This window comes from Methylobacterium durans, assembly GCF_003173715.1.
Lineage (GTDB): Bacteria > Pseudomonadota > Alphaproteobacteria > Rhizobiales > Beijerinckiaceae > Methylobacterium > Methylobacterium durans.
This window is the reverse complement of the sequence record NZ_CP029550.1, coordinates 3126377-3152231: the sequence shown is the minus strand read 5'-3', so window position 1 is coordinate 3152231 and position 25855 is coordinate 3126377. Positions and strand designations below refer to the sequence as shown.

Sequence of the window (25855 nt, the reverse complement as noted above, 5' to 3'; positions counted from 1 at the left end):
GGGCGATCATCCGGCCAGCGCGAGGAGCCGGTCGCAATCCACGTGCGCCTCGATGTGGCGGGCGAGGCCATCGAGCACCGCCTCGATGCCGGCCTCGTACGCCGCGCCGCTCGCCGCGGCGCCGAGGCGCGCGAGCCACGCCGCCCGCTGCCGGTCGTCGGCGAAGAGCCCGTGCACGTAGGTCCCCGCCACGCGCCCATCCGCCGAGACGGCCCCGTCCGTCCTCCCGTCGGCGAGGCGCAGGAGCGGGCGCGCGGCGTCGGGTCCTGCGGTATCGCCGATATGCATCTCGTAGCCGGCGAACGGCACTGCGTCGGACAGGCTCTCGCCCGTCACCGCCTCCAGGCGCTTCAGGGGCGTCATCACCGTCTCGACGTCGAGGAGACCGAGGCCGGGCACGGAGCGCGCCTCGCCCTCGATGCCGTGCGGGTCGCTGATCCTGCGGCCGAGCATCTGGTAGCCGCCGCAGAGGCCGAGCACGCGCCCGCCCCGGCGCAGATGCGCCCGGATGTCGACGTCCCAGCCCTGCGCGCGAAGATCGGCGAGGTCGTCGATCGTCGTCTTCGAGCCCGGCAGCAGCACGAGGTCGGCGTTGCCGGGGATCGCCTCGCCCGGCCGGACCAGCACCACGGCGATTCCGGGCTCGGCGCGGAGCGGGTCGAGATCGTCGAAATTGGCGATCCGGGACAGGACTGGCACCGCGACGACGCGCGCGCCCGGCCCCGCCTCGGATCCCCTCAGGCCGAGCACGTCCTCGGCGGGCAGGCGGGCGGCGTCGGGGAAGTGCGGCACGAGGCCGAGGCTCTCCCAGCCCGTGCGCTCGGCGATGATCCGCATCCCGTCCGCGAACAGGCTGGAGTCGCCGCGGAAGCGGTTGACGAGGAAGCCGCGCACCATCGCGGCGTCGGCCGGGTCGAGCACGGCCTTCGTGCCGACGAGGCTCGCGATGACGCCGCCCCGGTCGATGTCGCCGAGGAGGATCACCGGCGTATCGGTCGCGCGCGCAAAGCCCATATTGGCGATGTCGCCGGCCCGCAGATTCACCTCGGAGGCCGAGCCCGCCCCCTCGACGACGACGAGATCGGCCTCTGCCCGCAGGTGCGCGAAGCTCTCGAGCACCGAGGCGAGAAGGCGCGGCTTCCAGCCCTGGTAGTCGCGCGCCTTGGCGGTGCCGACCATGCGCCCCTGCACCACGACCTGCGAGCCGACCTCGCTCTGGGGCTTCAGGAGGACTGGATTCATGTGGACCGAGGGCGGGACGCCGGCCGCCCGCGCCTGCAGCGCCTGCGCCCGCCCGATCTCGCCGCCATCGGCCGTGACGGCGGCGTTGTTCGACATGTTCTGCGGCTTGAACGGGCGCACGCGCAGGCCCCGCTGCGCGAAGGCGCGGGCGAGCCCGGCCACGATCAGCGACTTGCCGACATCCGAGCCCGTGCCCTGGATCATGATGGCGCGGGTCATGGGCGGATCCGAGCGCCGGGACGAGGCGGGCTCATCAGAACTCGATCCCCTCCTGCGCCTTCACGCCCGCCGAGAAATGGTGCTTCACGTTGCCCATCTCGGTCACGAGGTCGGCCGCCTCGATCAGCGCGGGCTTCGCGTTGCGGCCGGTCACCACCACGTGCAGGTCCGGGCGGCGCGCCCGCAGCACGGCCACCACCGCGTCGATGTCGAGGTAGTCGTAGCGGAGCGCGATGTTCATCTCGTCGAGGACGAGGAGGCGGATCGTCGGATCCGCCATCAGGGACTGCGCCGTCGCCCAGGCCCGCGCGCAGGCGGCGATATCGCGGGCCTTGTCCTGCGTCTCCCAGGTGAAGCCCTCGCCCAGCGCGTGCCAGGCGACCCGGTCGCCGAAAGCCTCCAGCGCCCGCTTCTCGCCCGTGTCCCAGGCCCCCTTGATGAACTGCACCACGCCGACCCGCCAGCCGCGCCCCAGCGCCCGCAGCACGAGCCCGAGCGCGGCCGTCGTCTTGCCCTTGCCGGGGCCGGTGTTGACGATGAGGAGGCCCTTCTCGACGGTCTTCGAGGCGACCTCGGCATCCTGCGCCGCCTTGCGCTTCCGCATCTTCTCGCGGTGGCGCGCGTCCTCGTCGCTCATGCGTGTCCTCCAGCGGGTTTGACGACCATCGGCAGCCCGGCCACCAGGAACACGACCCGGTCGGCCTCCCGCGCGAGGCGCTGGTGGAGCCGTCCGGCCGCGTCGCGGAACGCGCGGGCCAGGGCGTTGTCGGGCACGATGCCGAGCCCGACCTCGTTCGAGACGAGGACGAGCGGGCCGGCCGCATCCGCGCAGGCCGAGGCGAGATCCTCGGACGCGGCCGCGAGATCGGCCCCGCCCAGCATCAGGTTGGTGAGCCAGAGCGTCAGGCAATCGACGAGGACGGGGCCGCGCACCTCCCGGATCGCGGCGGCGAGTTCCGTCGGCACGTCCCGCGTCACCCAGCCCTCTCCCCGGCGGGCGCGGTGGAGGGCGATGCGCTCCCGCATCTCGTCGTCCCAGGCCTGCGCGGTGGCGAGGTAGGTCCAGGGCGCCGGGGAGGTCTCGACCAGCGCCTCCGCGTGGGCGCTCTTGCCCGAGCGCGCGCCGCCGAGCACCAGGGTCATGCGGGGGGCGGCCTGAAGCATCGGGCTCCTTTGCCCCAAGCGCAGCCCTCCGGTCAAAGATCGCCTTCGCCTTCGATCAAAGAATCGCGGGACTCGGGGTGCGGCCCGCGTTGTGCCGGCCCGCGCGACAGGCTAGAAGCCGGTGAGACGGTGCCCCGGCGACGGGGTGAAAAGGGAATGCGGTGAGGGGCTCGGGCTCCGATTCCGCGGCTGCCCCCGCAACTGTGAGCGGCTAGCTCCTGCCACCACGCCACCGGATCTCCGGGAAGGCGGCAGGCGCGAGGATCCGCGAGCCAGGAGACCTGCCGTCCCCCGCTATCCTCGAACGCCGCCGGCGGGGCGGCCGGAGACCTGACCCGATGACGACGAACGTCCAGACCCTCGGCACCACCGGCACCCGCGCGAGCGAGGGCGCCGCCGCCATCGCGATCGCCGCCCTGCTGGGGCTCGGCCTCGTCTTCCTCGCGGGCTTCGCGCCGGCCTCGGCGCTGCACAACGCGGCGCACGATTTCCGGCACACGCAGAACTTCCCCTGCCACTGACCGCTCTGCCGCAGCCCGCAGAGATCCCATGATCATCCGGCTCCTGTCGGCGGCCCTCGTCGCCGGCTTCCTCGCGGCCGTCGTCGCGACGGGCCTGCAGCTCGCCCTCACCTCGCCGCTCATCATCGCGGCCGAGCGCTACGAGACGCACGCCGCCCTCGATGCGGACGAGACTCGCCTGCCCATCGTCCTGGCCCACGCGCCGGCGCAGGGCCAGGCGCCTGCCCAAGGTCACGACCACGGCAACACTGGGCCTGGCGCGGAGTGGCAGCCCGGCCCCGGCCTGCCGCGCATGGCCTTCACTGGCCTCGCGACGCTGATCGGCGGCATCGGCTACGCGCTCCTCCTCGGCGCCGTGATGCTCGCCTGCGGCCGCGCGCCGACGCCGGAGCGGGCGCTCGCCTTCGGGCTCGCGGGCTTCGCCGCGGTCGCGCTCGCCCCCGCCCTCGGCCTGCCGCCGGAGCTGCCGGGCAGCGAGGCGGCGCCCCTCGCCACGCGCCAGGCATGGTGGCTGATGACCGCCGCAGCGACCGCGATGGGCCTCTACCTAATCCTGATCCGGCGGGCGGCCGTCACCATCCTCGGCGGGCTCGTGCTCATCGTGGCGCCGCACCTCGCCGGCGCCCCGGTGCCGCCCGAGGGGAATTCGGCCGTGCCCGCCCTCCTCGCCGCGCAATTTGCCGCCCGCTCGCTGGGCATCGCCTTCGTGTTCTGGGCGGTGATCGGGCTCGCCTTCGGCTGGGCCTGGCAGGTGTTCGGGCGCGCGGCAGAGGCGCCGGCCCATGCCTGAGGGCCAGCCCGAACCTGTGGTGCTCTACGTCTGCACCACCTGCCGCGCCGAGGGGGACGGGGATGGCCCGCGCGCCGGGGCGCGCCTCCTCGCCTCCATCGAGAAGGCGCTCGCCGAGACGCCCGTGCCGGGGCTGCGCGTCGAGCCGGTCGAGTGCCTCTCGGTCTGCAAGCGCCCGTGCACGGTGGCGGTCGCGGGCGCCGACCGCTGGACCTACGTCTACGGCGACCTCGACCCCGAGGCATCCGCGCCCACGATCATCGAGGGCATCCGGCTCTACGCCGGCACCGCCGACGGCCTCGTGCCCTGGCGGGCGCGGCCGGAAGCCTTCCGCAAGGGCGTGATCGCCCGCATCCCGCCCCGCGCCTCCGCCTAAGCGGGCGCCCCGCCATCACGAGTGCCCCCATGAGCATCGTCGAGAAGATTCCCTGCACCATCGTCACCGGCTTCCTCGGCGCCGGCAAGACGACCCTCGTGCGCCACGTGATGGAGCATGCGGGCGGCCGCCGCCTCGCCATCCTCGTCAACGAGTTCGGCGATGTCGGCTTCGACGGTTCGTTCCTCGCCGCCTGCGGCGTCCCCGGCTGCAGCGAGGACGCGATCGTCGAATTGCCGAACGGCTGCATCTGCTGCACCGTCGCCGACGATTTCGTGCCGGCCCTCAATACCCTCCTGGAACGGGCGGACCCGCCGGAGCACATCCTGATCGAGACTTCGGGCCTCGCCCTGCCGAAGCCCCTCGTCCAGGCCTTCCAGTGGCCGGCGATCCGCTCGCGAGTGACGGTCGACGGCGTCGTCGCGGTGGTCGACGGCCCGGCGGTGGCCTCCGGCGCCTTCGCGGAGGATCCGGACGCGCTCGCCGCCCAGCGCGCGGCCGATGCGAGCGTCGAGCACGAGAACCCGCTGGAGGAGGTGTTCGAGGACCAGCTCCTCTGCGCCGACCTCGTGGTGCTGAACAAGGCGGACCTCCTCGGCGAGGCCGAGCGGGCAAGCGTCCGCGCCGAGGTCGAGCGCCAGCTGCCGCGGGCCGTGAAGGTGGTGGAGACCTCGCATGGCGCGATCGACGCGCGGGTGCTCCTCGGCCTCAACGCGGCCGCCGAGGACGACCTCGACGCCCGACCCTCCCACCACGGCGAGGGTGAGGACCACGACCACGACGATTTCGAGACGGTGGCCCTGCCGGTCCGCGCCGCCGCGAGTCCGACCGACCTCGCCGCGCGCGTCGAGCGGGCCGCCGAGACGGCGGGCGTGCTCCGCATCAAGGGCTTCGCCGAGATCGAGGGCAAGCCGATGCGCCTCGTCGTGCAGGGCGTCGGACGGCGCGTCGCGCACCATTTCGACCGGCCCTGGCGCGCGTCCGAATCCCGCGACGGCCGCCTCGTCGTGATCGGCCTCAAGGGGTTCGACCGGGACGCCGTCGCGGCGGCGCTGGCGGGATGATATAAGGCGCCATGCACCTCGTCCGCATCGATACGGTCTCCCTCGACGAGGGCGAGGCGGCGGTCGATCTCGGGCAGGCGCCGGGCGACATCGTCTTCCTCTCCTTCACCGATTCCGACCTCGCGGGCGTCGCGGCCGCCCACGCGGCGGGCGAGCCCGGCCTGCCCTCGCTGCGGCTCGCCAAGCTCGCGCGCCTGCGGCACCCGATGTCGGTGGATCTCTACGTCGACGGCGTGATCGCCCGCGCCAGGATCGTGGTGATCCGCTGCCTCGGCGGCCTCGATTACTGGCGCTACGGCGTGGAGCGGGCCCACGCGGCGGCCCGTGCCCACGGGGTCAAGCTCGCGGTGCTGCCCGGCGACGACCGGCCGGACCCGCGCCTCGATTCCTACTCCACGGTGCCGGGCCTCGCGGCCGAGCTCGACGCCTATTTCCGGGCGGGCGGTCCGCAGAACCTGCGCCGGATGCTCGGGCGGCTCGCGGCCGAGATCGGCGAGCCCGTCGCGGTCGAGCCGCCGGAGCCGTTGCCGCGGGGCTTCGCGTGGTGCCCCGGCTGCGGTCCGGTCTCCGTCGAGACGGCCCTCGCCGCGGCCGGGGCGCCGCTGGCGCTCGTCCTCGTCTACCGCTCCGCCGTGCTCGGCGGCGACACGGCCCCGGTCGCGGCGTTCACGGCAGCGCTCCGGATGCGGGGCATCGGAAGCGCCATCGTCGCTGTGTCGAGCCTCAAGGATCCGGCGGCCCTGGAGCCGCTGCGGGCGCTCGTCGCCGCCCGCCGCCCCGACATCGTGGTGGCGGCCACTGCCTTCTCGGCGCGGGAGGACGCGGCCTTCCCGCTCGATGCGGCCGATTGCCCGGTCCTCCAGGCCGTCACGGTCGGCAGCCCCCGCGCCGCGTGGGCCGCCTCGGCGCGCGGCCTGAACGCGGCCGACCTCGCCATGCAGGTGGCTCTGCCCGAATTCGACGGGCGGCTCTCCGGCTTTCCGATCTCGTTCAAGGAGGAATCGCCCGAGGTCGAGGGCTACGCCGAGCGCCGCGCGATCCCCGATCCGGAGGGCATCGCGGCCTTGGCCGACCGGGCCGCGGCCTGGATCCGCCTCGCGCGAACGCCGCGCCACGCGCGGCGTCTCGCGATGGTGCTCTCGGACTATCCCGCCCGCGGCGGCCGGGCGGGCTTCGCGGTGGGCCTCGATACGGAGGCGAGCGCCCGCGCCATCGCGGCGGATCTGGCGGAGGCCGGCTACGCCCTGGGCCCGATGCCGGAGGGGGACGCCCTGATGCGGGCCCTGACCGAGGGCGACGTCGGGTTCGCGGTGCCGCTCGACGATTACCGGGCGTGGCTCGCGACCCTGCCGGCAGAGGCGCGCGACGTCCTGAACGCCCACTGGGGGCCGCCGGAGAGCGACCCCGCGCTGACAGACGACGCCTTCCGCTTCCGGTCGATCTCCGGTCCCCTCTCCCGTTCGGGAGCGGTCGAGTGCGCGGGACGCGGACCGGGTGAGGAGTGCGACCTATCCGGAGAGACCTGTCCCCCTCACCCCGACCCTCTCCCGGATGGGAGAGGGGGCGCGTCGCGCCGGGCGGCCGGCACCCTCGCGATCTTCCTCCAGCCGGATCGCGGCCGGGGCGAGGACCGCAAGGCCGGCTATCACGACCCCGACGCGCCGCCGACCCACGCCTACCTCGCCTTCCATCTCGGCCTGCGAGCCCGCTTCGACGCGCTGATCCATCTCGGCACGCACGGCACCACCGAGTGGCTGCCCGGCAAGGCCGTCGCGCTCTCGCCCACGTGCTGGCCGGCGCTCGCAATCGGCGCGCTGCCCGTGATCTACCCGTTCATCGTGGACGATCCGGGCGAGGCCGCGCCGCTGAAGCGGCGCCTCGGCGGCATCGCCCTCGGCCACCTGACACCGCGCGTGGAGCGGGCGGAGCTCTCGCCCGAGGCGGCGCGCCTGCGCGAGCTCGTGGAGGAATATTCCTCGGCCAGCGTCCTCGATCCCCGCCGCGCCGCCCTCATCGCGCGGGCGATCCTGGACGACGCCGCGGCGGCGGGCCTCCTTGAGGGGCCGGGATCGCGGCCAACGCGCCGATGGAGGACGCGCTCACCGCCCTCGACGCACATCTCTGCGACCTCGCCGAGACCGCCTTCCGCGACGGGTTCCACGTCTTCGGCCGCGCGCCCGCCGACGCCGATCCGGCGCGCCGCGCCTGTGCGGACGCCGAGCGGGACGGTCTTCTGGCCGCCCTCGACAGCCGCTTCGTACCGCCGGGCCCCGCCGGCTCGCCAGCGCGCGGCCGCACCGACGTGCTGCCGACGGGGCGCAACCTCACCACCCTCGACCCCCGCGCCCTGCCCACCCGGGCCGCCGCGACCCTCGGCGCCAGGGCGGCCGAGGCCGTGGTGCGCCGCTACCTGCAGGACGAAGGCGAGTACCCGGCCCGCATCGTCATGGACCTCTGGGCCTCGCCGACCCTGCGCACCGGCGGCGAGGACGTCGCCCACGCCCTGGCGCTGATGGGCGTCCGCCCGGTCTGGGACAACGCCACCACCCGCGTCACCGGCTTCGAGGTGCTGCCGCTCGCCCTGCTCGACCGGCCGCGCATCGACGTGACGCTGCGCGTCTCCGGCGCCTTCCGCGACACCTTTCCCGAGACGCTGGCGCTCCTCGACCGCGCCGCCCGCGCGGTGGCCGCCCGCGACGAGGAAGAGGATGCGGAGAACCCGCTCGCGGCCGCCCGCCGCCGCGGCGAGGCGCCTTCCCGCGTCTTCGGGGCGGCCCCCGGCCGCTACGGGGCCGGCGCGGCCGGCACCGCCCTCGAAGACGCCTGGGAGACCCGGGCCGATCTCGCCGCCGCCTACCTCGCGGCGTCCTCGCACGCCTACGGCGACGCGGAGGGCGCGGATGCGAGCTTCGCCGAGCGCGTGGCGCGGGCCGACGCCTACGTCCACGCCTTCGACGTCGCCGAGCGCGACCTCCTCGACGGGGACGCGGGCGCGGACGCGATGGGCGGCTTCGCGGCCGCCGCCGAGGCGTCCGGCGCGCGGCCCGCCCTCTACAGCCTCGACGTCGCCGACCCCGAGGCGCCCAAGGCCCGCACCGCCCGCGAGGACGTGGCCCGCCTGATCCGCGGGCGCCTCGCCAATCCGCGCTGGATCGCCGCCCAGCTCCGCCACGGCTACCGGGGCGTGCAGGAACTGGCGCAGGGGATCGACGCCCTGTTCGTGCTCGCGGCCACGACCGACGCGGTGCGCGGCGGCGACCTCGACCATCTCTACGGCGCCTGGATCGCCGACCCCGAGACCTTCGAGCGGATCGCGGCGGCAAACCCCGCGGCGACGCGGGCGATCCTGGAGCGGTTCGAGGAGGCGCGCCGCCGCGGGCTCTGGGTGAGCCGCCGTAACGCGATGCCGCCCGACGCGCTGAGGCCGGAGGCCGCCGAATGAGCGTTGCCCGGCGCGTCCTCCCCGCCCTCCCCTCCCGCCGCGGCTGGTGCCCCGGCCTCGCCCGGCCGATGCCGACCGGGGACGGCCTCCTCGCCCGCATCCACCCGGCGAGCGGTGTCCTGAGCCTCGCGCAGGCGAAAGACCTCGCCGAGGCCGCCCGCCGCTTCGGCAACGGCCATATCGACGTGACGGCCCGCGCGAACCTCCAGGTCCGCGGCGTGACGGAGGAGACCCGCGGCCCCCTCGCGGCCTTCCTCGACGCCGCCGGCCTCGGCGACGCGCGCCACGACGGCGGTCCGCAGCGGCTGACGCTGGCGAGCCCGCTCGCCGGCCTCGACCCGGCGGAGCGCATCGACGTGCCGGCGCTGGCGCGCGCCGTCGAGGCGGCGGGGCTCGCGATCCCCGGCGTGCCGGCCAAGACCCTGGTGAGCCTGTACGGCGGCGGCTGCTTCGGGCCGGGGGAGGCCGAGGCCGACATCGTCCTGCGGGCGGCCGAAGCCGGCCGCGTCGCACTGGCCCTCGCGGCCGAGGACGGGCCGGATCGGATCGGCGAGGTCGCCGAGGCGGAGGTGGCCGGGACGGTCGCGGCTCTCCTCGACGCCTTCGCCCGAACGGGCCGACGCAGGGTGCGCGACCTCGGCCAGGACGAGCGCCACGCCCTCACCCGCGCCGCGGCGCGCCTCACCTCTCCCGAACGGGAGAGGGGGTCCGTCGCGCCGAACGGTGCCTGGGCCGGGCAGCGCGGAATGCCGCCCCCGGCGGGCCTTCACGTCCTGTCCCCTTCTCTCACCATCCTCGCCGTCGAGGCGCCCTTCGGCCGCTGCGATGCGGACGCCCTCGACGCGCTCACGCGGATCGCCGCAACCCTCGGCGCCACCGAGATCCGCCTGTCCTCAACCCGCGGCTTCGTGCTCCCCGCCACCGCCCCCGCCTCCGCCGAATCTGCCCTGGCGGACCTTGCCGCCGCCGGCTTCGTCGTCGCGCCCGAGGATCCGCGCCGGGCGGTCGCCGCCTGCCCCGGCGCACCGGCCTGCGCCTCCGGCTCGACGCCGACGCAGGTCGACGCCGCCCGGCTCGCGGAGGCTTTCCAGCCCTTCGCGGCGCGGGGACTTACCGCCCATGTCTCCGGCTGCGCCAAGGGCTGCGCCCGACCCGCCCCCGCGGACCTCACCCTCGCCGGGCATGACGGCCGCTACGGCGTCGTCCTCGACGGCGGCCCCGGCGATGAGCCGGCGACGCAACTGACTTTCGAGGCGGCGCTCGAACGCGTAAGGAGGGCGGATTCCACAGAAACCCTCCACCGCGCCTTCGACACCCGACCCATAAAGTCCGACCCATAAATTCCGACCGATGAGTTTCGACCGATGAGTTCGCGCCTCGACTACCTGCGCGACGGGCAGGCCATCTACGCCCGCTCCTTCGCGATGATCCGCGCCGAGGCCGACCTCGTCCGCTTTGCCGGCGCGGCCGAGCGCGTCGTCGTGCGCATGATCCACGCCTGCGGCATGACCGACCTGCCCGCCGACGTGGAGATGTCGGCGGATTTCGCGGCCGCCGGCGAGGCAGCGCTCAAGGCCGGCGCCCCGATCCTGTGCGACGTGCGCATGGTCGCCGACGGCGTCACCCGCGCCCGGCTGCCCGCGGGCAACCCGGTGATCTGCACCCTCGGCGACCCGCGCGTGCCGGGCCTCGCCGCGGCGGCCGGCACCACCCGCTCGGCCGCCGCCATGGAATTGTGGCGCGAGCACCTGCCCGGCAGCGTCGTCGCGGTCGGCAACGCGCCGACATCCCTGTTCCGGCTGCTCGAACTGCTCGACGAGGGGGTGGAACCCCCGGCCGCGGTGATCGGCATCCCGGTCGGCTTCGTCGGCGCCGCCGAGTCGAAGGAGGCGCTGGCCCGGGACGGGCGTGTGCCCTTCGTGGTCGTGCATGGCCGCCGCGGCGGCAGCGCCATGACGGCAGCGGCGGTGAACGCCCTCGCCAGCGAGGTCGAGTGATGGACGCGCGCGAGAGCCTGTTCGCCGACGAGCCCGCCCCCGAGGCGCCGGCCGTGGTGACGACCGGCACCCTCTTCGGCGTCGGCATGGGTCCGGGCGACCCGGACTACCTGACGGTGCGCGCCGTGCGCGTGCTGGAGAGGGCGCCCATCCTCGTCCATTTCTGCAAGAAGGGCCGCCGCGGCAACGCCCGCACCATCGCGGACGCGGTGCTGCGCGATCCGGCCCGCGAATTCCCCCTCGTCTACCCCTACACGACGGAGCTCGCCCCCGACGACGCCACCTACGTCTCGGCGCTGGCGGGCTTCTACGACGACGCGGCCGCCCGGCTCGCCGACCATCTTGGCGCAGGCCGCGACGTGGCGATCCTGTCCGAGGGCGACCCGTTCTTCTACGGCTCCTTCATGCACCTGTGGCGGCGCCTGAAGGACCGCTTCCCCGTCGAGGTGGTGCCGGGCGTGACTGGCATGTCCGGCTGCTGGACCCGAGCCGGCACGCCGATCACCTGGGGCGACGACGTGCTCACCGTGCTGCCCGCGACCCTGCCGCACGCGGCGCTGGCCGAGCGCCTGCGCGGCACCGACGCGGCGGTGGTGATGAAGCTCGGCCGCCACCTGCCGAAGGTGCGCGCGGCCCTGTCCGAGGCCGGCCTCCTCGACCGGGCGGTCTATGTCGAGCGCGGCACCATGGCGGGCGAGAAGGTGATCCCCCTCGCGGGGAAGCCCGACGACGAGGCGCCCTACTTCTCGATGGTCCTCGTTCCCGGCGAGGGCCGGCGGCCGTGAGCGGCAGCGTCGCGATCGTCGGCCTCGGACCCGGAGATCGGAGCCTCGTCACCCCTGCCGCCACCGCCGCCCTGGACCGGGCGACGGACCTGATCGGCTACATCCCCTACGTCGCCCGCGTGCCCGAGCGGCCGGGCCTGACCCGCCACCCGAGCGACAACCGCGTCGAGGTGGACCGCGCCCGCCACGCGCTGACGCTGGCCTCGGAAGGGCGGCACGTCGCGATCGTGTCGGGGGGTGATCCCGGCGTCTTCGCGATGGCGGCAGCCGTGTTCGAGGCGGTCGAGCACGGCGACCCGGCCTGGCGGAGCCTCTCCATCACGGTCGAGCCCGGCATCACGGCGATGCTCGCCGCCGCCGCCCGCCTCGGCGCGCCGATGGGCGGGGATTTCTGCGCCCTGTCGCTCTCGGACAACCTGAAGCCCTGGGAGGTCGTGACCGCGCGCCTCGAAGCGGTGCTGCGGGCCGACCTCGTCGTCGCCCTCTACAACCCGATCTCTTCGGCGAGGCCCTGGCAGCTCGGCGCCGCGCTCGGCCTCGCCCTGGAGATCCGCGATGCCACCACGCCCGTCGCCTTCGCCCGCGCGGTGACGCGGCCGGACGAGGCGCTGCGCGTGATGACGCTGGAAGAGGCCCGGCAGGCGCCGGCCGACATGGCGACGCTCGTGATCATCGGCGCCTCGGGCACGCGCCTGATCCCCCGTGGGCCGGGCGAGCGCCCTTTCCTCTACACGCCGCGCAGCGTGCCGGCGGGGCGGTGATGCGATTCCGGCAGGAACCGCGACGCGCGCCCTCTCCCGTTCGAGAGAGGGCTCGGGTGAGGGATGCAGGTCCCTCCGGAGAGGTCGCCCCCCTCACCCGGTCCGCGTGCCGCGGACTCGACCTCTCCCGAGCGGGAGAGGTGAGGCGCGCCTCACGCGTCGCCGAGAAGCGCCGTCAGCGCCGCCTCGGCCTCCGCCACCGCCGGCACGTCGGGCTTGTCCGGGCGGCGGACCATCACCACCGGGATGCCGAGGTCGCGCGCCGCGGCGATCTTGCCGTAGGTGGCGTCCCCGCCCGAATTCTTGCTCACCAGCACGTCGATGCCGGAGCGGCGCAGGAATTCGGCCTCGGCGGATGCGTCGAAGGGCCCGCGCGCGGCGATCGCCGTCAGGTGCGGCACCGGCAGGATGTCGACCACCGGCTCGATCGCGCGGACCACGTAATCGTGCTGGGGCGCCGCCGCGAAGGCGGCGAGTTCCTGGCGACCGACCGTGAGGAAGGCGCGCAGGGGCGCCTCGCCGAGGGCCGCCACCGCCTCGAGCACGCTCTCGACCTCGCGCCAATCGTCGGCCGCCTGCCGCTCCCAGGCCGGACGCCGGATCGCGAGCAGGGGGACCCCGGCCAGCGCCGCGGCCGCCGCGGCGTTGCGGGAGATCCGCGCGGCGAAGGGGTGGGTCGCGTCGACGAGCCGGTCGACGGCGTTCTCCGTCAGGTAGCGGGCGAGCCCCTCCGCGCCGCCGAACCCGCCGGTCCGGGTTGGCACCGGCTCCGGCTTCGGAGCGGCGGTGCGGCCGGCGAGCGACAGGGTGACCGCGTGGCCGGATCCGGCGAGGCCCCGCACCAGGGCGCTCGCCTCGCCGGTGCCACCGAGGATGAGGATGCGCATGGCAGCCTTCTCCGATAGGCCCGGGCCGGAGTCGAGCCGAAAGCCGTGGCTGTCGATCGTCGGGATCGGCGAGGACGGCCGTGCCGGGCTCTCTCCGGCCGCGAGCGCCGCCCTCGATTCGGCTCGCGTGGTCTATGGCGGCCGGCGCCACCTGGCGCTTGCCGCTCCGCTCTCCGCCGAGGCGCAAACCTGGCCGAGCCCCTTCGCGGGGGCCTACGACGCGATCCTGGCGCGGCGGGGCGAGCCGACCTGCATCCTCGCCACCGGCGACCCGTTCCATTTCGGCATCGGCGCCGAGATCGCGCGCCTCGTGCCGCCGGAAGAAATCCGGGCGTTTCCGCAAGCATCCGCCTTCAGCCTCGCCTGCGCCCGCCTCGGCTGGCCGCTCGCCGAATGCGCCTGCCTGACGCTGCACGGCCGCGCCCTGACGCGCATCCTGCCCCACCTCCAGCCGGGGGCGCGCCTCCTCGTCCTGTCCTGGGACGAGACGACGCCGGGCCGCGTCGCGGCCGTGATGGCCGAGCGCGGGCTCGGCGCCTCGCGCCTGACGGTGCTGGAAGCGATGGGCGGCGGGCGCGAGCGGATCCGCAGCGGCGCGGCCGAGGGCTTCGGCCTCGCGGGGATCGACCCGCTCAACACCCTCGCGATCGAGGTGGTGGCGGGCCCGGACGCCCGGCTGCTGCCGCTCGCGACCGGCCTCGACGATGCGCTCTTCGAGAATGACGGGCAGCTCACCAAGGCCGAGATCCGCGCCGTGACGCTCTCGGCGCTCCGGCCCCATCTCGGCGAACGGCTCTGGGATATCGGCGGCGGCGCCGGCTCCGTCGCTATCGAGTGGATGCTGCGCCATCCCGCCATGCGGGCGATCGCCGTCGAGACCCGCCCCGATCGCGCCGCCCGCATCCGCCGCAACGCGGAGGCGCTCGGCGTGCCGGACCTCGCGGTGGTGGAAGGGGCCGCGCCCACCGCCCTCGACGGGTTGCCGGCGCCGGACGCGATCTTCGTCGGCGGCGGCGTCTCGGAGCCGGGCTTGCTGACCCGCGCGGCCGCCGCCCTGCCGCCGGGCGGACGGCTCGTGGCCAACGCCGTGACCCTCGAAGGCGAGGCCGCGCTGCTCGCCGCCTTCGGCGAATGGGGTGGCGCCCTGCGGCGCCTCTCGGTCGCCCGCGCCGACCCGGTCGGCGGGATGCACGGCTGGCGCGCGGCCATGCCGGTCACTCAATGGGTCTGGACGAAGCCGTGAGCGGGCCCCCTCCCCTCGTCGCCGGCATCGGCTTTCGCCGCGGAACGGATTCCGCCGAGATCGTCGCCCTCCTGCGCCGCGCCCTCGACGCGTCCGGGGCGCAGGCACCGCGCCTCGCCGCCATCGCCACCGCCGACGACCGGGCGGGCGAGCCGGCCCTCCGCGAGGCGGCGCGCGCCTTCGCCCTCGCGCCGACGCCGGTGACGCCGGAAGCCCTGGCGGCCGCGGATACCCGGGTGATCACGCGCTCGGCCCGCATCGAACGCGTGCGCGGCGTCGGCTCGCTCGCGGAAGCCGCGGCGCTCGCGGCGGCGGGACCCGCCTCCCGCCTCGTTCTCCCTCGCATTGCCAGCGCCGGGGCCACCTGCGCGCTCGCCGCCCCGAGCCCATCCGCATGACCGTCCGATTCACATGACCGTCCATTTCATCGGCGCCGGCCCCGGCGCCGCCGACCTCATCACGGTGCGCGGGCGCGATCTCATCGCCGCCTGCCCCGTCTGCCTCTACGCGGGCTCGCTCGTCGCGCCCGAAATCCTGCGCTGGTGCCCGCCCGGCGCCCGCATCGTCGACAGCGCCCCCCTCGATCTCGACGCCATCGTCGCCGAGTGCGCCCGCGCCCACGCGGCCGGGCAGGACGTCGCCCGGCTGCATTCCGGCGACCTCTCGATCTGGAGCGCGCTCGCCGAGCAGACGCGCCGCCTCGACGCGGCCGGCATCCCCTACACGGTGACGCCGGGCGTGCCCGCCTTCGCCGCCGCCGCCGCCCTGCTCCGGCGGGAACTCACGGTGCCGGGCCTCGCGCAGTCCGTCGTCCTGACCCGGACCTCAGGCCGCGCCAGCGCCATGCCGGAGCGCGAGACGCTCGCGGCCTTCGCGGCGACGGGGGCGACGCTCGCGCTCCACCTCTCGATCCACGTCACCGAGCAGGTCGTCACCGAGCTGACCCCCTTCTACGGGCCGGATTGCCCCGCCGCGGTGGTGTTCCGCGCCACCTGGCCCGACGAGCGCGTGATCACCGGCCGCCTCGCCACCCTCACCCAGGCGGTCGCCGAGGCGGGGCTGGAGCGCACCGCCCTGATCCTCGTCGGGCCGGCGCTCGCGGCGCGCGATTTCCGCGAGAGCGCCCTCTACGCAAGCGACTACGACCGCCGCTTCCGCCCGACCGGCGCGGGCCGGCCGCCCGCATGAGCGCCCCCGGCCTCCTCGTCGCGGCCCCGCGCTCGGGCTCGGGCAAGACCACGGTCACCCTCGCGCTGATGCGGGCGCTGGCCCGGCGCGGCGTGGCGGTGCGCGGCGCGAAATGCGGGCCGGACTACATCGACCCGGCCTTCCACCAGGCCGCGACCGGCCATCCGAGCTTCAACCTCGACAGCTTCGCGATGGAGGATCGCCTCCTCGACGCGGTCGGGCACCTCGCCACGGCGGGCGCCGACCTCGTGATCGCCGAGGGCTCGATGGGCCTGTTCGACGGGATCGTGGCGGGCGAGGGCCGCACCGGCGCCAACGCCGACATCGCCGCCCGCTACGGCTGGCCCGTCCTCCTCGTCCTCGACGTCTCGGGCGCCGCGCAATCGGCCGCCGCGGTGGCGCTCGGCTGCGCCCGCTACGACGCGCGGGTGCGGGTCGCGGGCGTGGTGCTGAACAAGGTCGCGAGCCCGCGCCACCGCCGCCTCGTCGAGGCGGGCCTCGCCCGGATCGGCATGCCGGTGCTCGGCGCCCTCGCCCGCGACGCGAGCCTCGTCCTGCCCGAGCGCCATCTCGGCCTCGTCCAGGCGCGGGAGACCCAGGATCTCGACGCCCGGCTCGACCGTCTCGCCGACCTCGCGGAAGCCGGGCTCGACCTCGAGGCGATCCGCGCGCTCGCGGGCGGAGCCGGGCCGTCCGGCCGCGCGGGCGCGCTGCCGCGCCCGCCGGGGCAGCGGGTCGCCGTCGCCTCGGACGAGGCCTTCACCTTCCTCTACCCGCACATGGCGGCGGGCTGGCGGGCGATGGGCGCCGAGATCGTGCCCTTCTCGCCGCTCGCCGACGAGGCGCCGCCGGAGCGCTGCGACGCCTGCTGGCTGCCCGGCGGCTACCCGGAGCTCCACGCCGGCCGCCTCGCCGCGGCGACGCGCTTCCGCGACGGCCTGCGCCGGTTCGCGACGGGCAAGCCCGTCCACGGCGAGTGCGGCGGCTACATGGTGCTGGGCGAGAGCCTGGAGGACGCCGCCGGCGAGACCCACGCCATGGCGGGGCTCCTGCCGGTCGCGACCTCCTACCGGGCGCGCCGGCTTCATCTCGGCTACCGGGTGGCGCGCCTGCGCGCGGACGGGATCCTCGGACCGGCCGGGACCTGCCTCGTCGGCCACGAGTTCCACTACGCGAGCGAGCTGACGGAGGCCCCCGACGCGAGCATCGCGCTGGCCGACGTCACCGACGCCGAGGGCAGGCCGCTCGGCTTGGCCGGGCACCGGCTCGGCCACGTCACCGGCAGCTTCTTCCACCTGATCGGGAGCCGCGAGGCGCCCTCTCCCCCGATCGGGTGAGGGCCGCGACCTCGCTGGTCGCGTCCGGGCGGACGGCTCAGGCCGTGCCGTCGACGGGCGGCGTGCCCTGGCCGAGGCGGGAGGCCGTGCGGACGATGGCGAGGATGTCGCGGCGCAGCTGATCGTCCTGGATCGCGGCGTAGGCGCGCAGCACCTCGATCGCGCCGTGGGCGCTCAGGAAGCCGAACACGTCCTCCTGGGGCCGGCCGGCGGCATCGCTTTCCTCGAAGAAGGCGGAGACCGGCACCTCCAGCAGGCGGGCGATCTCGCGCAGGCGGCCCGCACCGACGCGGTTCTGGCCCTTCTCGTATTTCTGGACCTGCTGGAAGGTCACGCCCACCGCGGTGCCCAGCGCCGTCTGGCTCATGCCGCGGGCCTTGCGCAACGCCGTGATGCGGAGACCGACAAGCCGGTCCACGTCGGTGGTCTGCTTAGGCATCATCGTTCAACGCGGTCCTTCTTCCTGATCGCCCGCCCGCCGCCGGACCGCCGGCGGGACGCGCTCGAATCTTGGGGTGGCCTTCCCGGACCCGAGTCCGCGGAATCGCGGCGGCCGCGAGAAACCGGCGACGGTTCACTCTCGGCGCTCGCCGGCCCGTCCTGATCACGGACACGTGACGGTCACGGCGGATCACGGCTCGCACGAAGGTTGCCCCCGCAACAACTTGACCACGAAGCCCGGTCCGAATGCAAGTCGGGGCCCGGCACGGCCAAGCCTTTTCAGGTGCGAGAACTGCTGAGCCGCATGAGTGATGCGGAATTCACGCAGTCGCGGCGATGCGTCGGACTTCGCGAGATCCCGGACAGAGGATAGGGTCCGGCCACCCGGCGGCCGGAGCCCGCGGCCCCATGACGCCGGCAACGAGACGCGCAGACGACAGGAGACCTTCGCATGTTCATCGCCATGAACCGCTTCAAGGTGGTCAAGGACGCGACGCAGGAATTCGAGCAGGTCTGGCTCGGGCGCGACAGCCACCTCGGCGAGATGGCGGGCTTCGTCGAGTTCCAGCTCCTGCGCGGGCCCGAGCACGAGGACCATGTCCTCTACGCCTCGCACACGATCTGGCGCTCGCGGGCCGATTTCGAGGCCTGGACGCGCTCGGAGCAGTTCCGCAAGGCGCACAGCCGGGTCCCGACGACGAAGCCGCTCTATCTCGGGCACCCGCAATTCGAGGGCTTCGAGACGATCCAGACGGTCGCCCGCCCCGGCAAGGCCGACGCCGCCTGAGCGGGCCCGCATCCGAGCCGGGTCACGGGGGACGGGGCCGCGCCCGCGTGTGCATTGCGCGGCGGGCGCGCAACCCGTAAGAGCGATAAAGAGTTGGGCGCAATCGATGCCGCCGGGATGGCGCGAGGTCCGAACGTTGCTCGGATCTCCTCGCGAAACCGGACTGAGCGGAGATCCGTATCGGTCCGGGACAGAGCGTGGCTCAGGACGGAACAGTGCGCCCGATGTTTCAGGATCGCCTTCCCGAGACGTATCAGAGCATCCGCTCGCCCGGCGGACGGCGCCGGAACGTCTGGGCGGCTCTCTTGCCCAAGCGGAGCCGGGCCGCCTTCCGCCTCGGCATCTCGGCCACCGTCGCGGTCGCCGACGTCCTCACGATCTGCGGCCTCGCCCTCGCGATCGAGGCCACCTACTATTACGCCCAGGCGGGCACGCTAATTCCGGGCTCCGAGATCCGCAGCCTGCGCATCGCGGGCCTCGTCGCCCTCATCGTCCTGCTCACCAACCTCGTGCGCGAGGAATACAGCATCGAGACCTCGCTGGCGCGGCGCCCGCACCTGCGCCGCGCCGCGACGCTCTGGCTCGTCGCGTGGTCGGTCGTGCTGGTGTTCGGCTTCGCCACCAAGACCACCACCGACTTCTCCCGCGTCGTCGCCGTCACCCTGTTCGTGCTCGGCCTGCCGGCGATGCTGAGCGTGCGGGCCATGATGATCGCCCTGGTGCGCCGGGGCATCACCCCGGCCTCGGCCTCTGTGAGCCGGGTGCACCTCGTCGGCTTCGAGGAGGACATTGCCCGGTTCTACGCCAGCAACGACGCGGAGGCGCTGGGCCTGCGCGTGATCGGCACGAGCTACCTGCGCCGGGTCGATCCGCACGCGGACGAGGCCGGGCGGCAGGCCCAGCTCTCGGAGGATCTCGACCTCGCCGTCTCGGTGGTGCGCTTCCTGCGGCCCGACGACGTCTTCATCCTCGTGCCCTGGGCCGACAACGCCGAGGTGGAGCGCTGCATCGACGCCTTCCTGCGGGTGCCGGCGGCGCTGCACCTGCGGCCCGGCTCGGTGCTCGACCGCTTCCCCGACCTCGAGATCGCCCGCGTCGGCCGGCTCTCGGGGATCAATATCGGGCGGCGCCCGCTCAATGTCGGCGAGGTGCTGCTGAAGCGCGCCTTCGACCTCGCTCTGTCGCTGACCGCCCTCGTGCTGCTGGCGCCCCTGATGGCGGCGGTCGCGGTGCTGATCAAGCTCGACAGCCCCGGTCCGGTCTTCTTCCGCCAGCGCCGCTACGGCTTCAACCAGCAGCCCTTCGACGTCTTCAAGTTCCGCAGCATGAAGGTGGAGGAGAATGCACGGTTCCGGCAGGCGTCGCGCAACGATTCCCGTATCACCCGCGTCGGCGCCGTGCTGCGCCGCTCGAACATCGACGAATTGCCTCAGCTCTTCAACGTGGTGCTGGGCGAAATGTCCCTCGTCGGGCCCCGCCCGCACGCCCTCGCGCACGACCGCAGCTTCGAGCGGCGGATCGCGCTCTACGCGCGGCGCCACAACGTGAAGCCCGGCATCACGGGCTGGGCGCAGGTCAACGGCCTGCGCGGCGAGACGCTGACCGACCTCGACATGGAGCGGCGCGTCGCGCACGACCTCCACTACATCGACAATTGGTCGATCTGGTTCGACATGCAGATCATCGTCCAGACGGTCATCTCGCCCCGCGCCTACCGGAACGCGTTCTGACCGGCCGAGTGGTCGAAACCTGACGCTTGGTACCCGGTGGCGAGGAACCGCTCCCGAACTGTTGCAGCCATTCCGAACAGAACGGCCGAGCCTTCAGGTGTGACCGTGCTGGTGGTGCAGGTCGGGGTAGTGCGGGTGGGTGTGCCTCAGCGGCTCGTGCCGGTGACGGTGCGAATGCGGCTCCGTCACCGGCCCGTCGTGATGATGTCGATGGTGCTCGTCATGCACATGGACGTGCTCGTGCTCCATGACCTCGTGGACGTGCTCATGCTCGTGCCGCTCCGCGAGATGCAGCCACAGGCCCAGCCCCATCAGCAGACCGGCCACGACAAGCTGCATCGTCACCGGCTCGCGCAGGAGCGCGACGGCGATCACCGCGCCGATGAACGGCGCGAGTGAGAAATAGGCCCCGGTGCGTGCCGCGCCGAGGTGGCGCAGCGCCAGCATGAACAGGACGAGGCTCACCCCGACCCCGAGGAAGCCGACCACGGCCGCCGCCCCGATCGTCGCCGCAGGCGGCACGGCCGCGCCCAGCAGCAGGGCCAGGGCGACGTTGACGCTGCCCGCCGCCAACCCCTTGATCGTGGCTGTGACCACCGGGTCGGCCGAGGACAGCTTGCGCGTCAGGTTGTTGTCGATGCCCCAGGCCAGACAGGCGGCGGCGATCAGGGCTGCGCCCGCATCGAGGCGCACGCCCCCTCCATGCCACGACAGCACGGCCGCGCCTACGAGGATGGCGAACGCGCCGAGGAGCAGTCGCCGGTCGACGTTCTCGCGAAGCACCACCCAGGCGATGAGCATCGTCGCCAGCCCTTCGAGGTTGAGCAGCAGCGACCCGGAGGCGGCGGAGGTGCGCGACAGCCCCAGCATGAGCAGAAGCGGCCCGACCAAGCCGCCGAAGAGCACCACCGCCGCCAGCCACGGCAGATCGTGGCGGCGAAGAGGGGCCTCCGGGGCTGGGATGCGGAGAGCGGCCCGACCGCCATGTACGGCTGCCAGTCCGAGGCCCGCACCGAGGTAGAGCAGCCCGGCGAGGAGTTGCGGCGGCATCGCGCCGAGCAGCAGTTTGGCGAAGGGAGCCGAAGCCCCGAACAGGACGGCAGACACCAGGGCCAGCGGTACGCCCGGCCACAGGTGTGCGTGCAGATGCTTCATGCCCCGAGCCTATCAGGCAGAACCCTGCCTGCCGATCCCAGCGCATTCCGATGTGCATTGGCCGCCGTCCACCGGCAGCGCATCGTCCGTATGGGGACCCCGCGTCGGATCTTGCCCACTAGCGCGAGGCAGGCACGCCCCCGCCCGGGGCCCAGGATTGCCCGCGCGCCTCGTCCCGTGTCCCGGGCTCCTCCGCGACGCTCCGGTAGGAATCGGCCCCCACGATGTGGGTCGGCTGCCCGCCCTGCGGCACCGGGGCGCCGCGCCGGGCAAGCCAGGCCTGCATCTCGGCGATCTCGCGCTGCTGCTCCACGATCACCGCCTCGGCGAGCTGGCGCGTCCAGGGGTCCTTGGCATGGCGCATCGCGACGCGCGCCATGTCGATGGCGCCCTGGTGATGCGGGATCATCTGGATGCGGAAATCCGCATCCGGGTCGCCCGTGTACGGCAGGGCCATGCCGCGCATCATGCCGGCATGGGCGGCCTTGAACTCGGACACCGCCGGCCCGTCCGAGGCGGAGGCGCCGTGCGCGCCGTGGTGCGCGGCGCCCGACCGGCGCCCTCCGGCCGGAGCCGTCTTGGTGGAGACCTGTCTGGCCGAGGCCGGCTTGGCCTGCGGCACCGTCGCGGCGTGCTCCGGGTGGCCGCGATGGCCGCCGTGCCGGGCCGAGGCGTCGCGGAGCGGGATGAGGCTCAATCCGGCCGCAAGGGCCGGAACGAGAAGGCATGGGGACGTGACGATACGCGTCGCGAGGCGACGGCCCGGGATGGGGTGCATGGTTCTCTCCTGAAATGGCGAAGTGCGGCCCCGCTCGCGTGAGCGGGCTGCGCGGCTGCGTCGCAGCCGGCGTTCAGGCCGCTGGCTTCGGGATTCCAGGATCGGGCGCGTCGGCCCGGCCCGACACGGGATGTGCGGCGTCGACGTAGCGGACGGCGCGGAAGCGGACGGCGGCACCGGCCTCCGGCGCGCGCGCCGGCAGCTGCGCGGCCGCGAAGCAGCACGCCGTCTGGCAGCCGTCCCGCGTGTGCACCGGGCTCCGGCTCGCCGGGCCGCCGTGATGGTGGGCGGCCTGTGCGGCCTCGCCCGTCGCGGCGTGATGGTGGTCCGGGCGTTCCTGCGTCGCGCCCGGCACGACGCTGACGACCCGCGCCTGAGCCACGGAGGCCGTCGTCAGCGCGAGCGCGAGAAGGAGGTGGGCCAGGGCGCGAAGGAGCCGCATCGGCCGGAGCCTAATCACGCCGTCCGCCGGCCGCAACCGGGCCGGGGCGCGCCCTGCCCACCCGGGACGGCGAAAGGCCCGCCGGGTTTCCCCGGCGAGCCCCTCCTCTCGGTTCGAGCCGCAGCGATCAGACGAAGGCGATGTGCCCGGTCGGATCCGCACCATCGACGTGGATGTCGTGGTACCCGTCGGCCCCGTGGAAGGACACGGTCCACTCGGAGCCGCTGCCCGTCACGCTGTACTGGCCCACCGCCGCGTTCCCGCCGGCGGCGTAGTCGTAATGGCCTTCCATCTTGATCGTGTCGTTGGACGAGAAGTCGTGGATCGTGTCGGCCTTGCCCTGGTGGGCGTCCCCGGCATCGGTCTTGCCGAAGTAGTAGGTGTCCGACCCGCCACCGCCGTAGAGGTGATCGGCGCCCGAGCCACCCGAGATGACGTCGTTGCCCGACCCGCCCTTGACGGTGTCGTTGCCCGCGCCGCCGTAGAGGTGGTCGCTTCCGCCGTTGCCCTGGATGACGTCGTTCCCGGCGCCGCCGTAGATGGTGTCGTTGCCGTCACCGCCGAACAGCTTGTCATTGCCGGCGCCGCCGTCGATGTAGTCGTTGCCCTTTCCGCCGTGGATCTCGTCGTTGCCGTCGCCGCCGTAGAGCTTGTCGTTGCCGGCGCCGCCGTCGAGGTAATCGTCGCCCTTGCCGCCGGTGAGGGTGTCGTTGCCGTCACCGCCGTACATCTTGTCGTTGCCATTGCCGCCGTCGAGGACGTCGTTGCCCTTGCCGCCGTGCATTTCGTCGTTGCCGTCACCGCCGTTGAGCTTGTCGTTGCCGTCACCGCCGTACATCTTGTCGTTGCCGGGCCCGCCGTTGATCGTGTCGTTGCCGTCCCCGCCGTAGAGCTTGTCGTTTCCGGGTCCGCCGCCGATCAGGTCGTCGCCCTTGCCGCCGTAGACGACGTCGTCGCCGGCCTGGCCGTGCAGGCTGTCGTTGCCGTCACCGCCGCGGATGACGTCGTTGCCGGCGCCGCCGTGGATGGTGTCCTTGCCCGCCCCGCCGTAGAGCGTGTCATTGCCGGCGTCGCCGTTGATCGTGTCGTTGCCGCCTTCGCCGCGGATGGTGTCGTTCCCGGCGCCGCCGTTCAGCACGTCGTTGCCGGCGCCACCCTTGATGACGTCGTTGCCGGCGCCGCCATTGACCGTGTCGTTGCCGCCCTTGGCGTCGATCTGATCGGCGAACTGGGTACCGGTGAGGACCTCAGAAGCATTCGTGCCCGTGATAACAGCCATGGTATGTTTCCTTCGATTGTGTTGGCCCAAAGCCCGGATGATTGAGAACTGGTTCGAGTGCAGATTGAATGCTCAGTGCGCCCGCTGCTTGCTTCAGCTGAACAAACACATTCATTCACCCAGCGATGATGTGTTTAAAGCAGCGCGCGGCCTGAAACTGTGAGCGGCATCACACTCGCTCCCGGGGCTGGCTTGCGGGCTCGGATGCGCCGAGGGGGGAGAGGGCGGATCGCGCGTCTCGCGAGCCTCGACCGGGCGTCGGACGGCTACGGGACGCGGCACGAGCCCGTCAGCGAGGCCGGCGCGCCGGGTTCATCTCAGGGATCGGCCGCGCGCCTGCCTCTCCGCGACCGATCGGATTCCGGGTGCGGACGCGCCTCTCCGGCGAGGCCCCGAACGAAAGGTGGAGATCAGGGGAGCGCGTCGGCGGAGACGGGCTCCGTCCTACGCCATAGCCTCGCGCTGCAGGCAGGCCTCGCACTCGCCCTCGACTTCGAGAATGCGGCTCGCCGGGCGGAAGCCGGCCCGCGCCAGGGTGCGCCCGAGCTGGTCCTCGATCTCGGGCGAGGTGGTCTCGTCGATGCCGCCGCAGCTGCGGCAGATCATGAAGACGAGACCCGCCCCCTCGCCGTGGGTGTGGGCGCAGGGGACGAAGGCGTTGCGGCTCGCGATGCGGTGGACGAGGTCGTGCTCGGTCAGGAAGTCGAGGGCGCGGTAGACCGAGACCGCGGCGACGCGCCGGCCGCCCCCGCTCAGGCGCTCGGCGATGTCGTAGGCGCCGAGCGGGCGCCCGGCCTCGGCCACCGCCTGCAGCACCTCCCGGCGCAGCCGCGTGAATTGCAGGTCGCGCTCGCGGCAGAGGCGCTCGGCCCGCTCCACCACGTCCGCGCCGCCGCAGCAGCCCGACTCGCCGTGCGATCCGCCGTGCCCGGCCCCGTGCTGATGGCTGTGCTCCGTCACGGCGCCCGTCCCGATTGAACTCCGAGGGTGTTACAGTGTATCAGCCGGGACTATAGGGCTCCGGCCCGATCCCGGCAATTCGTCCATCGCGCGAACCGGCGAGCCGGCGAGCGGGACGCCCGCCCCCGGCGCCCGTCGCCGCGCCCCGGAACCGACCCCGACGTGACCCGCACCGACCGGCCCCAACCCCCGTCCCGCTCGGCCTCGTCCCACCTGTCGCTGCCGCGCGCCTCGCTGTTCCGCGCCGGGCTCGGCCTCCGGCTCGCGCTCGCGGCCGCCTGCGCGGGCGGGCTCTGGGGCGTGATCCTGTGGGCGCTCCGGTGAGCGGGCCCGGCGCCGTCGCCTTCGACGGGCTGACCCTCGGCTACGACCGGCACCCGGCCGTGCATCACCTCGACGGCACGATCCCGCGGGGCGACCTCCTCGCCCTCGTCGGGCCGAACGGGGCCGGCAAGTCGACGCTCCTGAAGGGCATCGTCGGCGAGATCGCGAGCCTCGACGGGCGGATCGAGCGCGACCGCGGCGCCATCGCCTACCTGCCGCAGGCGGACGAGATCGACCGCAGCTTCCCCTTGAGCGTCCTCGACCTCGCCAGCATGGGCCTGTGGCGCCGGCTCGGGCCCTGGGCCAGCCTGAAGCGGGCCCGGGGCGAGGTGCGCGCCGCCCTCGCCGCGGTCGGCCTCGACGGTTTCGAGGACCGGGCGATCGGCACGCTGTCGGGCGGGCAGTTCCAGCGGGCCCTGTTCGCCCGCCTCATCCTGCAGGATGCCGGCATCATCCTGCTCGACGAGCCCTTCACCGGCGTCGATGCGCGCACCACCGAGGATCTCGTCGGCCTGATCCGGGGCTGGCACCGCCAGGGGCGGACGATCGTCGCCGCGCTGCACGACCTCGGGCAGGTGCGCGCCCACTTCCCCACGACGCTGCTGCTCGCCCGCGAGCCCGTGGCCTGGGGGCCGACCGCCGCCGTGCTCACGCCCGGAAACCTCGCCCGCGCGACCCGCCTCTCGGAGGCCTGGGACGAGAACGCCGCCATCTGCGCCCGCAGCCATGCGAGCGCGCACGAACACGATCACGCGCATGGTCACGATCACGCGCACGAACACGCGCACGAACACGCGAACGGGCATGATCGCGATCAACGCGGCGATGTCCGCGCCGTGATCGCTCACGACCATCCCGGCGGCGCGCCGGAGCACGATCACGCGCGCCACCGCCACCGGAGCGCCTCGTGATCGACCTCGTCCTCGGCCCGTTCCTCGAGTTC

The 25855-nt window shown here is 73.9% G+C and carries 26 protein-coding genes, 1 pseudogene and 1 riboswitch; of the genes and pseudogenes, 17 read left to right on the top strand and 10 right to left on the bottom strand.

Annotated elements, in window-relative coordinates; genetic code table 11:
* Positions 1 to 6: 6 nt before the first annotated feature.
* Genes DK389_RS14555 through cobU form a run of 3 tightly spaced genes read right to left on the bottom strand, consistent with a single transcriptional unit; the run spans position 7 to position 2625 of the window.
* On the bottom strand, positions 7 to 1461 hold the full coding sequence (locus tag DK389_RS14555; RefSeq protein WP_194075207.1) for a cobyric acid synthase: 1455 nt from the start codon (positions 1459 to 1461) through the stop codon (positions 7 to 9).
* 34 nt (positions 1462 to 1495) lie between these two features.
* Positions 1496 to 2098: a cob(I)yrinic acid a,c-diamide adenosyltransferase gene (gene cobO / locus DK389_RS14550; protein ID WP_109890595.1), complete on the bottom strand. Its 603-nt coding sequence runs from the start codon at positions 2096 to 2098 to the stop codon at positions 1496 to 1498.
* A complete protein-coding gene (gene cobU, locus DK389_RS14545) occupies positions 2095 to 2625 on the bottom strand; it encodes a bifunctional adenosylcobinamide kinase/adenosylcobinamide-phosphate guanylyltransferase (RefSeq protein ID WP_194075206.1) in 531 nt (176 codons plus the stop codon). Before cobU ends, cobO begins: the two co-directional genes overlap by 4 nt.
* A gap of 110 nt (positions 2626 to 2735) precedes the next feature.
* A riboswitch (cobalamin riboswitch) is annotated at positions 2736 to 2928 on the top strand.
* Positions 2929 to 2963: 35 nt separating this feature from the next.
* On the opposite strand from cobU, the gene DK389_RS14540 reads away from it, so the two are divergent.
* The 9 genes and pseudogenes from DK389_RS14540 to cobJ all read left to right on the top strand — a co-directional run bounded on the left by DK389_RS14540 (position 2964) and on the right by cobJ (position 12361).
* A complete protein-coding gene (locus DK389_RS14540; RefSeq protein WP_109890593.1) occupies positions 2964 to 3146 on the top strand; it encodes a CbtB domain-containing protein in 183 nt (60 codons plus the stop codon).
* Between the two features lie 28 nt (positions 3147 to 3174).
* Positions 3175 to 3936 carry a CbtA family protein gene (locus DK389_RS14535; protein ID WP_109890591.1) on the top strand — a complete coding sequence of 254 codons (762 nt, stop codon included), beginning with the start codon at positions 3175 to 3177 and terminating at the stop codon, positions 3934 to 3936.
* Complete coding sequence (locus DK389_RS14530; protein WP_109890589.1) at positions 3929 to 4312, top strand: DUF1636 family protein; 384 nt, start codon at positions 3929 to 3931, stop codon at positions 4310 to 4312. The genes DK389_RS14535 and DK389_RS14530 overlap by 8 nt, the downstream gene beginning before the upstream one ends.
* Before the next feature lie 29 nt (positions 4313 to 4341).
* Positions 4342 to 5376, top strand: coding sequence for a cobalamin biosynthesis protein CobW (cobW, locus tag DK389_RS14525; RefSeq protein ID WP_109890587.1), 1035 nt, complete (start codon positions 4342 to 4344; stop codon positions 5374 to 5376).
* An 11-nt stretch (positions 5377 to 5387) separates the two neighbouring features.
* Positions 5388 to 8818: pseudogene (cobN, locus tag DK389_RS14520) on the top strand (cobaltochelatase subunit CobN).
* The gene (gene cobG, locus DK389_RS14515; RefSeq protein ID WP_109890585.1) at positions 8815 to 10158 is read left to right on the top strand and encodes a precorrin-3B synthase; all 1344 of its coding nucleotides are present in this window, start codon (positions 8815 to 8817) and stop codon (positions 10156 to 10158) included. Before cobN ends, cobG begins: the two are co-directional and overlap by 4 nt.
* A 24-nt stretch (positions 10159 to 10182) precedes the next feature.
* Entirely contained in the window at positions 10183 to 10815 is a 633-nt protein-coding gene (locus DK389_RS14510) for a precorrin-8X methylmutase (RefSeq protein ID WP_109890583.1), read from the top strand.
* Complete coding sequence (locus DK389_RS14505) at positions 10815 to 11600, top strand: precorrin-2 C(20)-methyltransferase (RefSeq protein ID WP_418292033.1); 786 nt, start codon at positions 10815 to 10817, stop codon at positions 11598 to 11600. Before DK389_RS14510 ends, DK389_RS14505 begins: the two co-directional genes overlap by 1 nt.
* A complete protein-coding gene (gene cobJ / locus DK389_RS14500) occupies positions 11597 to 12361 on the top strand; it encodes a precorrin-3B C(17)-methyltransferase (protein ID WP_109890581.1) in 765 nt (254 codons plus the stop codon). The genes DK389_RS14505 and cobJ overlap by 4 nt, the downstream gene beginning before the upstream one ends.
* 152 nt (positions 12362 to 12513) lie before the next feature.
* Here cobJ and DK389_RS14495 read toward each other — a convergent pair whose 3' ends face one another.
* Positions 12514 to 13248, bottom strand: coding sequence for a cobalt-precorrin-6A reductase (locus DK389_RS14495; protein ID WP_109890579.1), 735 nt, complete (start codon positions 13246 to 13248; stop codon positions 12514 to 12516).
* Here DK389_RS14495 and cbiE point away from each other — a divergent pair.
* The 4 genes from cbiE to DK389_RS14475 are packed head-to-tail and all read left to right on the top strand — an operon-like array spanning position 13247 to position 17016.
* Positions 13247 to 14491 carry a precorrin-6y C5,15-methyltransferase (decarboxylating) subunit CbiE gene (gene cbiE / locus DK389_RS14490; protein ID WP_109890577.1) on the top strand — a complete coding sequence of 415 codons (1245 nt, stop codon included), beginning with the start codon at positions 13247 to 13249 and terminating at the stop codon, positions 14489 to 14491. The genes DK389_RS14495 and cbiE overlap by 2 nt on opposite strands.
* Positions 14470 to 14889 (top strand): cobalamin biosynthesis protein, encoded by a 420-nt coding sequence (locus DK389_RS14485; RefSeq protein WP_109890575.1) that lies wholly within the window; start codon positions 14470 to 14472, stop codon positions 14887 to 14889. Before cbiE ends, DK389_RS14485 begins: the two co-directional genes overlap by 22 nt.
* Positions 14890 to 14902: 13 nt before the next feature.
* The gene (cobM, locus tag DK389_RS14480) at positions 14903 to 15679 is read left to right on the top strand and encodes a precorrin-4 C(11)-methyltransferase (RefSeq protein ID WP_109890573.1); all 777 of its coding nucleotides are present in this window, start codon (positions 14903 to 14905) and stop codon (positions 15677 to 15679) included.
* On the top strand, positions 15676 to 17016 hold the full coding sequence (locus tag DK389_RS14475) for a cobyrinate a,c-diamide synthase (protein WP_109890571.1): 1341 nt from the start codon (positions 15676 to 15678) through the stop codon (positions 17014 to 17016). Before cobM ends, DK389_RS14475 begins: the two co-directional genes overlap by 4 nt.
* Before the next feature lie 37 nt (positions 17017 to 17053).
* On the opposite strand, the gene DK389_RS14470 is transcribed toward DK389_RS14475, so the two are convergent.
* Positions 17054 to 17458: a helix-turn-helix domain-containing protein gene (locus tag DK389_RS14470; protein WP_109890569.1), complete on the bottom strand. Its 405-nt coding sequence runs from the start codon at positions 17456 to 17458 to the stop codon at positions 17054 to 17056.
* A gap of 450 nt (positions 17459 to 17908) precedes the next feature.
* Between DK389_RS14470 and hmuQ the strand changes: the two genes are divergently transcribed.
* Positions 17909 to 18244 (top strand): heme-degrading protein HmuQ, encoded by a 336-nt coding sequence (hmuQ, locus tag DK389_RS14465; protein WP_109890567.1) that lies wholly within the window; start codon positions 17909 to 17911, stop codon positions 18242 to 18244.
* A gap of 224 nt (positions 18245 to 18468) precedes the next feature.
* Complete coding sequence (locus tag DK389_RS14460) at positions 18469 to 19974, top strand: undecaprenyl-phosphate glucose phosphotransferase (RefSeq protein WP_109890565.1); 1506 nt, start codon at positions 18469 to 18471, stop codon at positions 19972 to 19974.
* Between the two features lie 93 nt (positions 19975 to 20067).
* Here DK389_RS14460 and DK389_RS14455 read toward each other — a convergent pair whose 3' ends face one another.
* From DK389_RS14455 to DK389_RS14435, 5 genes are all read right to left on the bottom strand, one after another.
* Positions 20068 to 21129: a DMT family transporter gene (locus tag DK389_RS14455; RefSeq protein WP_109890563.1), complete on the bottom strand. Its 1062-nt coding sequence runs from the start codon at positions 21127 to 21129 to the stop codon at positions 20068 to 20070.
* A 118-nt stretch (positions 21130 to 21247) separates the two neighbouring features.
* Positions 21248 to 21907, bottom strand: coding sequence for a CopM family metallochaperone (gene copM / locus DK389_RS14450; protein ID WP_109890561.1), 660 nt, complete (start codon positions 21905 to 21907; stop codon positions 21248 to 21250).
* A gap of 73 nt (positions 21908 to 21980) precedes the next feature.
* Positions 21981 to 22349, bottom strand: coding sequence for a hypothetical protein (locus DK389_RS14445; RefSeq protein ID WP_109890559.1), 369 nt, complete (start codon positions 22347 to 22349; stop codon positions 21981 to 21983).
* 127 nt (positions 22350 to 22476) lie between these two features.
* Entirely contained in the window at positions 22477 to 23628 is a 1152-nt protein-coding gene (locus tag DK389_RS14440; RefSeq protein WP_109890557.1) for a calcium-binding protein, read from the bottom strand.
* Positions 23629 to 24072: 444 nt separating this feature from the next.
* On the bottom strand, positions 24073 to 24588 hold the full coding sequence (locus DK389_RS14435) for a Fur family transcriptional regulator (protein ID WP_109890555.1): 516 nt from the start codon (positions 24586 to 24588) through the stop codon (positions 24073 to 24075).
* Positions 24589 to 24750: 162 nt separating this feature from the next.
* Here DK389_RS14435 and DK389_RS32385 point away from each other — a divergent pair, with 162 nt between their 5' ends.
* Together DK389_RS32385 and DK389_RS14430 are read left to right on the top strand one after the other, a co-directional pair.
* Positions 24751 to 24912 (top strand): hypothetical protein, encoded by a 162-nt coding sequence (locus DK389_RS32385; RefSeq protein ID WP_162560408.1) that lies wholly within the window; start codon positions 24751 to 24753, stop codon positions 24910 to 24912.
* Entirely contained in the window at positions 24897 to 25823 is a 927-nt protein-coding gene (locus DK389_RS14430; RefSeq protein WP_109890553.1) for a metal ABC transporter ATP-binding protein, read from the top strand. The genes DK389_RS32385 and DK389_RS14430 overlap by 16 nt, the downstream gene beginning before the upstream one ends.
* The last annotated feature ends 32 nt before the right edge of the window (positions 25824 to 25855 follow it).